Below are 10332 nucleotides of genomic sequence, written 5' to 3' on the forward strand. Positions count from 1 at the left end.
TCAAATTTTATAGTTTAACCGTATTAAAGTGGGAAGGGGAATCCCTCCGCACTTTATTTTTGTTAATGGATATGGCTCGGTAGCTCAGTCGGTAGAGCAGAGGACTGAAAATCCTCGTGTCGGCGGTTCGATTCCGTCCCGAGCCACCTTTATATGGAGGATTAGCGAAGTGGCCAAACGCATCAGACTGTAAATCTGCTCCCTTACGGGTTCGGTGGTTCGAATCCATCATCCTCCACCAGTTTTTATGAGCCATTAGCTCAGTTGGTAGAGCACCTGACTTTTAATCAGGGTGTCGAAGGTTCGAGTCCTTCATGGCTCATCGAAAGTCATCAACTATAGGTTGATGGCTTTTTTTGTGTTGTTTAGGTTATGTTTTTAATCACTTTTTTATTTTACGGTATCGACAGGTTATAATGATTTCATTATGTTCGCTTTGTGCATATCAAAAAAAGTGAAGTGGTGATCGCGTGACTCTGAATACGGAATGGATTCAGCAACAGCTTCAGAATATTATTCAAGCGCCTTTTACCATAGTGCCCTGGTGTGCAGAAATGATGGCGGAAGGTCAGACAGCAGATTCAGTTATGCCGGATAGATCGTTTATACGTGATAGCAAGTTATACTTCCCGTTTCGTGCATCGGTAGGTGAACTGGCTGCCTTTATGGTAGAGGCCAGACACTTGACCGACCGGGAACGACAGTTGGTAGAGGCGCTGTTGGGGAACATGGAGCAGGTTTGGCAGAATGGGACACAATTGGCGATAAATCCGATTTATAGCGAAGAAGAGCGAATGAATCGTTTTGGACAATGGCTCATACAGCAGGCTGCTAATCTGCACAATGAAGAGGAGGCTCCTGACGAATTGCAGCTTCATGATTCGCTCTCGGCCTGCATGGTTCCGATTTTACTCCATGGTGAGGGAACACAGGAGGGGGGGATTGCTTTCCCGCAGTTGCATCGACTGTTAGCCAGTTATTTTGGCGGAGAGGTGCTGCTTGTTCCACTTGATAAGCAATCTTGGTTGATTATGGCTAAAAAAGAGCTTCTGTTGGGAGCTGACGACGAACGGGATAAAGACACAGAAACCAAGGATGCAGATTTTATGGAATCGCTGGAGGAGGTCCTTACGGCTTTTAGTCTGGGCTTATACGAGCTTATCGCGAATGAGTGGGTGGGTGTATTCCATTTGGCGGTATCCAAGCCGTTTATACCTTCACGGAATCTTCCCAAGGAGCTGAATATGCTATGGGAGACGATCCACCTTGGGAAAATTTTTCGCGTAACAGAGCACATTCACTTTTCATGGGAACTTCATTTGGAAAGGCTGTTAAACCGTATTCCCAAGGAACAACGGATACTATTTTTAGAGCAGTTAATGAAGTCATCTGTCATATTGAAAGACTCAGAAACGGTGGCTACATTAGATATCTTTTTTCAACTGGACTGTAATGTAAGTGAGACAGCTAAGCGTTTGTATGTACACCGGAATACGCTGATTTATCGTCTGGACAAAATTAAACAGGAGACGGGGTTGGATGTACGGACGTTTAATGACGCAGTTTTGGTCAAGCTATATCTACTATTGTACAAAGTGACAAAAAGGAAATAGCATTTTTGTGCAGTTTGCGAATAGCCATACTTTGGGTACTAGGGTAAGATACAAGTAGAAAATGTATTCGATTTCAAAACTTGATCTTGGGGAGGCAAAAGCTATGGCTGGTGTACGTTTAGAGCATATTTTCAAGAAATATCCGGGTGCAGAAAAAGCTACGGTTGTTGATGTCAATTTGGACATTCAAGATAAAGAATTTCTCGTATTGGTTGGTCCTTCCGGCTGTGGTAAATCTACTACACTCCGTATGATCGCTGGTCTGGAGGAAATCTCGGACGGTAAGTTGTACATTGGAGATCGTGTTGTGAACGACGTGGCTCCAAAGGATCGCGATATCGCGATGGTTTTCCAATCCTATGCCTTATATCCGCATATGAACGTGTACCAAAACATGGCTTTTGGTCTGAAGCTTCGTAAGGTGAAGAAAGAAGAAATTGACAAACGTGTACGTGAAGCGGCTAAAATTCTTGATATTGAGCATCTGCTGGATCGCAAGCCGAAAGCGCTGTCCGGTGGTCAGCGTCAGCGTGTTGCCTTGGGACGTGCGATTGTACGTGACCCGCAAGTCTTCTTGATGGATGAACCGCTGTCCAACTTGGATGCCAAGCTCCGTGGTCAGATGCGTGCTGAAATCACGAAGCTGGCTAAGCGCCTGGAAACAACCGTTATCTACGTAACGCATGACCAGGTCGAAGCCATGACAATGGGTGATCGGATCGTAGTTATGAAGGATGGTATTATCCAACAAGCTGCATCACCGGATGAACTGTACAACCGTCCAGTGAATCTGTTCGTGGCTGGTTTTATCGGCTCTCCGACGATGAACTTTATCACAGGTCAGCTGGTTGAAAAAGAAGGTGCCTTGCATTTCACTGCACCAGGTCTGGATCTGTTCGTACCTGAAGGTAAGGGGCAGATTTTAAAAGCGAAGGGTTATATCGGTAAAGAAGTAATCTTGGGCATCCGTCCTGAGGATATTCATGAAGAGCCTGTATTCCTGGAGGCTTCTCCGAATACGATCTTTACATCCACTGTGGATGTAACGGAAAATCTCGGTCATGAAATGCTGTTGTACCTGAGTGGTGCCGGAAATGATACGATTATTGCCCGTGTAGATGGACGTTCCAATACTCGTGATGGTGTCAAAGCGAAGTTGGCTGTCGATATGAACAAGGTTCATATTTTCGATAAAGGATCGGAATTGAGCATTTTGGTTGGTGAATAAGACCAGCCTGTTGAAGGAGTCGCCGTTTTCCCAATCGGGAGATGGCGGCTTTTTTTGTATATGTCCTACAGCTGCAGCTTCGGCATTGCATTCATTGGAAAATTCCGATACGATGGGTACAATGGTACAGGTCTGGGTTCAGGCAAGCTTTGTAGCTGGGTCATAAATGTGATCAATCCAACTGTCGGAACAGAGATAGCCTGAAATCATATGATTAAATACAGTGAGGCTTGGGCTGGTGCAGAATAGACTAGCGTTGGGCTGTATGGTTGATAGGGTAAAGCTACATAAATCAAATAACGTATAGAATCCGGTTTTGCAGATGAAGGGGAGAATACGATGGCTAAACAGGTAAAGGTATCCGAGCTTGTACAGCAGTTTCAAATGGAGGTTATTTCCGGTGAAAAGGGTCTGCGCAGACTGATCACAGTTGACGATTTGAATCGTCCGGGTTTGGAGATGGCCGGGTATTTTGAATACCATGCACAGGAGCGGGTGCAGCTTTTGGGAAGGTCTGAGTTGGCTTTTCTGGGTATGCTGCCTCCTGAGGAGAGAAAGGATCGGATGGAGCGCCTGTGTACAGAGCTGACTCCATGTATTATTGTTACTCGTGGTCTGGAGGTACCCGCTGAATTAGTGAAGGCGAGCGCCGAGCGAGACGTTCCTGTACTGCGGACCAATATGGCGACGACGATTTTATCAAGCCGTATTACGGGCTTTCTCGAAAGAAAGCTGGCTCCTACGGCGACTATTCATGGTGTGCTATGTGATGTCTATGGCGTAGGTATGCTCATCACAGGCAGTAGCGGAATTGGTAAAAGTGAAACTGCGTTGGAACTGGTTAAGCGTGGACACCGTTTGGTAGCGGATGATGCGGTGGAAATTCGGCAGACGTCTGGCTTTCAGCTGCATGGTACTGCACCTGAGTTGATTCGTCACCTGCTGGAAATTCGAGGCGTGGGCATTATTAATGTGATGACGCTGTTTGGTGCTGGTGCTGTTCGTAATAACAAGCGGATTACATTGGTTGTCCGTCTGGAGGCATGGCAGCAGGACAAACAGTATGACCGTCTTGGCCTAGATGAAGAAACGACACGTATTATTGATACGGAGGTTCCACTTGTTACGATTCCGGTTCGTCCGGGCCGAAATTTGGCTGTTATTATCGAGGTGGCCGCGATGAACTATCGTTTGAAGCAAATGGGCGTTAATGCAGCTCTGCAATTTACGAACAAGCTGACGGCTACGATCTCCGAAGATATGGAAGATATGGATTAAGGTTCAGTTGCTTGCAAGGAAGAAGAAGGAGTGAGAGAAACATATGTCAACGGCAACATTATTGCTGAATCCGATTGCTTTTTCAATCGGGGCAATTAAGGTCCACTGGTATGGGCTAATTTTGGGGCTGGCGGCGCTTGTGGGTTTATATCTCGCCATCCGTGAAGGAAAAAAATTTGGTATTCCGCAAGATTTTTTTATGGATATGCTGTTGTTGGGGGTACCATCGGCTATTATTGGAGCGCGTATTTATTATGTGGCCTTCAAGTGGGAAGACTATAAAGATAATCTATGGGATGTTTTCAAAATTTGGAATGGCGGTATTGCGATCTACGGCGCGTTGATTGGCGCGATTATATGTGCTGTCATTTATTTTCGCTATAAAGGGTATAACTTCTGGCGTATCGCTGATATTTGTGCGCCGGGGCTACTGATTGGCCAAGCGATTGGACGCTGGGGTAACTTTGTCAATCAGGAAGCCTATGGTGGACCGACAGAAGAAACCTTTTTGCGGAATCAACTGCATTTGCCGGATTTCATTGTGAATCAGATGAACGTTAACGGAGTATTCCACCACCCTACGTTCCTGTACGAATCGCTGTGGAGTATCGTAGGCGTGATTTTGTTGCTTGTGATTCGCCGCATGAAATTTGTACGTGCGGGCGAAATGTTTGCATTCTACTTCATTTGGTACTCTATCGGTCGCTTTTTCATCGAGCGTGTGCGGACGGACAGCTTGGCCTTTCAGGGGCCGGACTGGATGGCTTCTTTTTTGAATGCACTCTGGTCCCCTATGGTGTGGCTAGGGTTTGAACCAGGGTACTTGGACCCGAACTATGGTAATGTACGGATTTCACAGCTGCTTGCTATCTTCATCATTGTAGCTGCCGTGATTTTTATCCTGGTTCGTCGCCGGAAGGGCTCATCCGTTGCAAGTTATAGCGACCCGATTGTCTCCAGCAAGACGGGGATTGATCAGGTACCTGACGTGACGCCAGAGCAAGCATCCCGCCCAGGACAAGATACGGTTCCTCCGACTGCTACAGCAGATAAGCTTCCCAAGGAGGAAACGGACGAGGATAAGAAGGAGCATCTATGATAAACACGATTTTGTTTGATTTGGATGGCACCATCATGGATACGAATGAACTGATTATCAGCACGTTTTTGCACATTATGAATCATCCAGATGCTGATCCGCTAACTCGGGAGCATATTATTCCACATATGGGTGGAACGCTGGATGATCAGCTCCGTACTTTTTCAGGATTAACGGATGTATCTGAGCTGGTTAAAGCCTACCGTGCTTATAATTATATTCATCATGATCAAATGGTGAAGCCATTTCCGTATGTGATTGAGGTTATTCAGGAACTGCGTGCACGGGGAATTAAGCTAGGGGTCGTGACAACCAAAATACGACCATCCACGATGCGTGTACTTGATCTTTTTAATATGACCTCCTCAATGGACTATATTGTGACGGTAGACGATGTGGAGCATCCGAAGCCACATGCAGAGCCAGTGCTCAAGGCATTGGCTGGCTTGAACGCTGAAGCAGAGCATACGTTGATGGTCGGAGACAGTTCCTTTGATATTTTGTCAGCCAAGGCGGCAGGTGTGAAATCTGCGGGTGTTGCCTGGTCGCTCAAGGGTGAGGAGACTCTGCGTGGGTATGGACCAGATTACATGTTGCATGATATGCGCGACTTGCTAAAGCTTGAGCTTCAAGGTGTCAATGTATCGTGAGAAAGGTGAAACGCTATCCTGTAGAAGGTCCTAACGCGTTGTGGCAGATTTATCGAACGGTGAGCCCTTGGAAAGGCGTTAAAAATTTTATTTTTATACAGGTTGCCCGGTATTGTCCTATGCTTTCTCTGAAAAACGTCATTTACCGTAAAATGCTGGGTATGAAAGTGGGCCAACATTCGGCCTTCGGCTTGATGGTCATGGTAGATGTTTTTTTTCCAGAGCATATTACGATAGGAAACAATTCGGTTATCGGATATAACACGACTATCCTGGCCCATGAATACCTTATACAGGAGTATCGTATCGGTAAAGTGGTGATTGGCGATCATGTGTTGATTGGTGCAAACACGACCATTTTGCCAGGAGTCACCATCGGTGATGGAGCAATCGTGGCCGCTGGAGCGGTGGTGCATAAAGACGTGCCTGCTGGAGCGTTCGTAGGCGGTAATCCATTGCGTGATTTAGGACGCCCCGATGTGGAGGTATAGTAAATAGCACAAAAGAAAGGCCCCTTTATGGATTAAGGGGTCTTTTTGCACTGTTTTTTGTATAATAAGTAGAGGAATGGATGTTGGTTATGTTTAAATATAGAAAATAAATATATTTACAAGGCGATATGGGAGCGTGTTGATTTGGTCAAAAAGGAACGTATACCGGAGCTTGATATTTATCGGGGAATATTGATTGCAGCCGTTGTTACTATTCATGCGACTTCAATGGCTTTGATTGATGCTCGTCATTCGCTATTATTTTATCCTTTTTTATTTTTAAATGTGTTCAGTAGCTTTGCAGTGCCGGTGTTTATCTTTGTGAGTGGATTTGTTTTATTTTACAATTATGTGGATCGACCGCTTCGGGGTAAGAATATGCTTGTGTTTTTTCGGAAAAGGCTGATGTTTATTGTATTGCCTTATATTTTGTTTTCACTTCTCTACTATTTGACCCTGGTGACACGCGGGCTAATGCCGCTCAGTGATCTTCCTCTGGTGCTGTTAACAGGAAAGGCATATACGCATTTGTATTATGTAATCATCATTATCCAATTTTATTTGGTCTTTCCGTTGTTGCTCTGGGGAGTACGACGTTTAAGACAGTGGATAGTAAGCCCACGGAGAGCAGCCCTTGTTATTTTGGCAGCAGGTCTGGCCATTCAATGGGGGTTTGTATTACTGAACAAATACGTTTGGGGAGTCGAAAGAGGAAGTCTTGCGATTACATATATCAGTTACTTTGCTTTGGGTGCAGCTGTAGCGATTGGCTATGAAGGGATCAAAAAGTGGCTTTTTCCATTACCAGGGACAGCAATCAGTCGCAGACAGTTGATGAGCTGGTGTGCCTTGTGGACGGCTTGGTTACTGGTGGGCATAGCTTATGTGCAGATATGGTTTGTAGCGTATCGCAAAGCCATCTATGCAGACTCACTGGTCTATGAACTGCTCCGCAATGCACATGCCCTCGTATCTGCGCTAGTGCTGTTTCAGTTTTCTGTTTTATTCTATCGTCATGCGAATGGGAGGCTGCGAGCCTGGATCAGTTGGATGGGTGCATGTTCGTTCGGTATTTATTTACTTCATCCGGCATTATTGCGAGTGTATCGCAAGCTGGATCTGCATGGAACGCCGATAGAATATATTTTCTACGTTGCCGGTGGATGGTTGTTGGCACTGTTTGGCTCATGGCTGATTGTGACGTTATGTTTCCGATATCTACCGTTTTCCTGGGTCGGATTGGGCACGATTCCGAAATTACCTCCTTCACGGACTAAAGGTGAGCAGGTGAGTGGTTAAATATTTTAAGATGGACTGTTGGCTGAGAGGCTGGCAGTCTTTTTTTAGGATTCATGAATTCGGCAGTGGATACAATATGAAGCGGGGTAGCGTATGAATGAAAACTTTAAAAATGGGCAGCTCCGTTCGGTTGACGTTGACAAGCAGGGCATGATAATATATCGGATATACTTTAGTTTGTTAGCACTTTACCATGATAAAGATATTGTGAAATCATGAGGTGATAGAGATGTCTAAGCCAAAAGGGTTTGAAATTCCTGTAGGGGTTCGGGATTACCTCCCACGTGCAGTGTCGAAGCTGCGGGCGATTGAATTGAATGTGCTCGAATGCATGGAGCGTTGGGGCTACCGTCAGATTATGACGCCTACGATGGAGTACTACGATACAGTGGGTGTAGCCAGCTCCACCTCGGATCAGAAGCTGTTTAAGCTGCTCAATAACCGGGGGACTACGCTGGTGTTGCGGTCTGATATGACTGCCCCCATTGCACGGGTGGTATCGTCGCTATTGAAGGAAGAGGAAGTGCCCCTTCGGCTTTCCTATCACGCCAATGTATTTCGGGCGATTGAGGAAGAGGCGGGAAGAGAAGCTGAATTCTTTCAAACGGGTGTGGAACTGGTAGGCGATGATTCGGCGGAGGCTGATGCAGAAATTGTAGCCTTGGCGATTGCATCGTTGCAGGCCGCAGGAGTCACCTCTTTTAAAATTGCCATGGGACATGTGGGATTCCTGAACAGTCTGTTCGAGGAAATCATTCCAGGTCGCCAGGGTGAACAGGAGGCGCTAAAGGAGCTGTTGCTGGGCCGTGATGTAGTAGGCTACCGCACAGCGATTGAGGCTTTGGGCTTGGCTTCTGAACATCGGGATAAGCTGGAGGCTATTCTTCGGCTGCGCGGTGGAAAAGAAATTTGTGAACAAGCTACCCGTCTTAGCGTAGAGCAGCAGACGCTTCAATCTATTGCACATTTGTGCGAGGTGTGGGAAGTACTGGAGGCTTATGGCGTATCTGAGCATGTGCTAATTGACCTTACCATGATCGGGGATTTTTCATATTATACAGGAATGACTTTTGAGGGCTATGCGGCGGAGATTGGATTTCCCGTATGCAACGGAGGTCGCTATGACAATCTGCTTCAGCAGTTTGGTCGGTCTGTACCTGCGACAGGATTTGCACTGAAGACGAACCGGATCGTCGACGGTGTAGACGGCATTGAGATTGAGACGAAGCGTCCTGCGCTTATCCTTTATGACGAACAGGGACGCCAAGAGGCCTTATCGGCTGCAGCGCAGCTTCGTGCAGCCGGCCGGATTGTGGTTACAGGCTTGGCGGGAGGGCCAGAGGATGGACGGCGCCAGCAGCAGGACTTATATGCGGAGGTATACAGCTATACAGCCGCAGAAAGGCGACCGGTACAAGGGAGGGAATTGCCATGACGGAAACATTGAAGGTAGCCATGCCGAAAGGACGGATTTATAAGCAGGCTTCCGAGCTGTTTCGCCGAGCGGGGGTACCGATTCCCCTGGATGTGGATGATACGCGCAAGCTGGTCATTCCGCTGCCTGAGCTGGGAATGGAGTTCATCATGGCGAAGCCGGTCGATGTCCCTACGTATGTGGAGTATGGGGCTGCGGACATTGGCATTGTAGGCAAGGATGTATTACTGGAGGAAAGCAAGGATGTGTACGAACTGCTGGATCTGGGAATCGCCCGTTGCCGGATGTCGGTGATTGCTCTGCCGGATTGGCAACCGGGTATTCGCCAGCGGGTCGCTACCAAATATCCGAACGTGGCTTCCCAGTATTTTCGGGAACAAGGTCAGCAGGTGGAGGTTATTAAGCTGAACGGTTCCATCGAGTTGGCGCCGTTAATCGGCCTGGCAGACCGCATTGTTGATATGGTGGAAACCGGGCAGACCTTGCGGGAGAACGGATTGGTCGAGCAGGTCAGCATTCTGGATATTACCAGTCGCCTGATTGCCAACCGGGTCAGCTATCGGATGAAAAACGGCCCGATTCAGGCATTGTGTGACCGATTGTATCAGGTGATTCCAGCTGCGGTGGCACCGCGGGACTAATCTAATGGAATGAGGCCAATGGTTGAAATAGCTTTTTGCAAAGCAAGCTGCAAGTGAGGGGGAGTGGACAAATGAAGATCGTATCAGCCCGTGATTTCAGTCTTCAGCGTGAGGTGGATTACGGTACACCAGAGCAAAATGAGGCTGCTCGTGCCATTATCCGATCAGTACGGCAGGAGGGAGATGCGGCTGTCCTGCGGTATACGGAATCGTTTGATGGAGTATCGCTGACAGCGGAGCAGCTTCGTGTGACAGATGAAGAATTGAAGTCGGCATATGACAAGGTGGAGCCTTCTTTTATACAGGCGATTCAAGAGGCGGCGGAAAATATCCGTGCTTTTCACATGAAGCAAAAACGAAATTCGTGGATGGATTGGCAGCCGGACGGCAGCCTGCTCGGCCAGATTATCCGACCGTTGCAGCGTGTAGGCGTGTATGTTCCGGGCGGTAAGGCGGCCTATCCATCCTCGGTGCTGATGAATGTCATTCCTGCTCAGGTGGCGGGTGTACCGGAGATTGTCATGGTGACACCCCCGGCAACAGGCGGCAAGGCGGGGATTGATCCATATACACTGGTAGCTGCGGCAGAGGCTGGGGG

General features: G+C 47.4%; 10 protein-coding genes and 3 tRNA genes. All 13 read left to right on the plus strand.

Annotated elements, in window-relative coordinates; genetic code table 11:
- Nucleotides 1–73 precede the first annotated feature (73 nt).
- Nucleotides 74–146, plus strand: a tRNA-Phe gene (locus tag L693_RS0127115).
- 9 nt (nucleotides 147–155) lie between these two features.
- Nucleotides 156–241: transfer RNA gene (locus tag L693_RS0127120), tRNA-Tyr, on the plus strand.
- Nucleotides 242–249: 8 nt separating this feature from the next.
- Nucleotides 250–322: transfer RNA gene (locus L693_RS0127125), tRNA-Lys, on the plus strand.
- Between the two features lie 148 nt (nucleotides 323–470).
- Complete coding sequence (locus tag L693_RS0127130) at nucleotides 471–1613, plus strand: PucR family transcriptional regulator (RefSeq protein WP_025721605.1); 1143 nt, start codon at nucleotides 471–473, stop codon at nucleotides 1611–1613.
- 103 nt (nucleotides 1614–1716) lie between these two features.
- Nucleotides 1717–2841, plus strand: a complete 1125-nt coding sequence (locus L693_RS0127135) for an ABC transporter ATP-binding protein (protein ID WP_025721607.1) — start codon at nucleotides 1717–1719, stop codon at nucleotides 2839–2841.
- A 339-nt stretch (nucleotides 2842–3180) separates the two neighbouring features.
- Nucleotides 3181–4119, plus strand: coding sequence for an HPr(Ser) kinase/phosphatase (hprK, locus tag L693_RS0127140; protein ID WP_025721608.1), 939 nt, complete (start codon nucleotides 3181–3183; stop codon nucleotides 4117–4119).
- Between the two features lie 43 nt (nucleotides 4120–4162).
- The gene (lgt, locus tag L693_RS0127145; protein WP_025721610.1) at nucleotides 4163–5218 is read left to right on the plus strand and encodes a prolipoprotein diacylglyceryl transferase; all 1056 of its coding nucleotides are present in this window, start codon (nucleotides 4163–4165) and stop codon (nucleotides 5216–5218) included.
- Nucleotides 5215–5868 carry a pyrophosphatase PpaX gene (gene ppaX, locus L693_RS0127150; protein WP_025721611.1) on the plus strand — a complete coding sequence of 218 codons (654 nt, stop codon included), beginning with the start codon at nucleotides 5215–5217 and terminating at the stop codon, nucleotides 5866–5868. Before lgt ends, ppaX begins: the two co-directional genes overlap by 4 nt.
- On the plus strand, nucleotides 5865–6359 hold the full coding sequence (locus L693_RS0127155) for an acyltransferase (RefSeq protein WP_025721612.1): 495 nt from the start codon (nucleotides 5865–5867) through the stop codon (nucleotides 6357–6359). Before ppaX ends, L693_RS0127155 begins: the two co-directional genes overlap by 4 nt.
- Nucleotides 6360–6503: 144 nt before the next feature.
- The gene (locus tag L693_RS0127160) at nucleotides 6504–7658 is read left to right on the plus strand and encodes an acyltransferase (RefSeq protein WP_025721613.1); all 1155 of its coding nucleotides are present in this window, start codon (nucleotides 6504–6506) and stop codon (nucleotides 7656–7658) included.
- A 229-nt stretch (nucleotides 7659–7887) separates the two neighbouring features.
- The gene (locus L693_RS0127170; protein WP_025721614.1) at nucleotides 7888–9093 is read left to right on the plus strand and encodes an ATP phosphoribosyltransferase regulatory subunit; all 1206 of its coding nucleotides are present in this window, start codon (nucleotides 7888–7890) and stop codon (nucleotides 9091–9093) included.
- Nucleotides 9090–9734 carry an ATP phosphoribosyltransferase gene (hisG, locus tag L693_RS0127175; RefSeq protein ID WP_025721615.1) on the plus strand — a complete coding sequence of 215 codons (645 nt, stop codon included), beginning with the start codon at nucleotides 9090–9092 and terminating at the stop codon, nucleotides 9732–9734. Before L693_RS0127170 ends, hisG begins: the two co-directional genes overlap by 4 nt.
- Nucleotides 9735–9805: 71 nt before the next feature.
- On the plus strand, nucleotides 9806–10332 hold a 527-nt coding region (locus L693_RS0127180), incomplete at its 3' end, for a histidinol dehydrogenase (protein ID WP_025721616.1).

This window comes from Paenibacillus sp. 1-18 (assembly GCF_000520755.1).
In the GTDB taxonomy this organism is placed as follows: Bacteria; Bacillota; Bacilli; order Paenibacillales; family Paenibacillaceae; genus Paenibacillus; species Paenibacillus brasilensis.

Excerpts from the sequence above, each read along its gene's own strand:
- L693_RS0127170 (WP_025721614.1), top strand. The coding sequence starts at position 7,888 with ATGTCTAAGCCAAAAGGGTTTGAAATTCCTGTAGGGGTTCGGGATTAC.
- hisG (WP_025721615.1), top strand. The coding sequence starts at position 9,090 with ATGACGGAAACATTGAAGGTAGCCATGCCGAAAGGACGGATTTATAAG.
- lgt (WP_025721610.1), top strand. The coding sequence starts at position 4,163 with ATGTCAACGGCAACATTATTGCTGAATCCGATTGCTTTTTCAATCGGG.
- hprK (WP_025721608.1), top strand. The coding sequence starts at position 3,181 with ATGGCTAAACAGGTAAAGGTATCCGAGCTTGTACAGCAGTTTCAAATG.
- ppaX (WP_025721611.1), top strand. The coding sequence starts at position 5,215 with ATGATAAACACGATTTTGTTTGATTTGGATGGCACCATCATGGATACG.
- L693_RS0127135 (WP_025721607.1), top strand. The coding sequence starts at position 1,717 with ATGGCTGGTGTACGTTTAGAGCATATTTTCAAGAAATATCCGGGTGCA.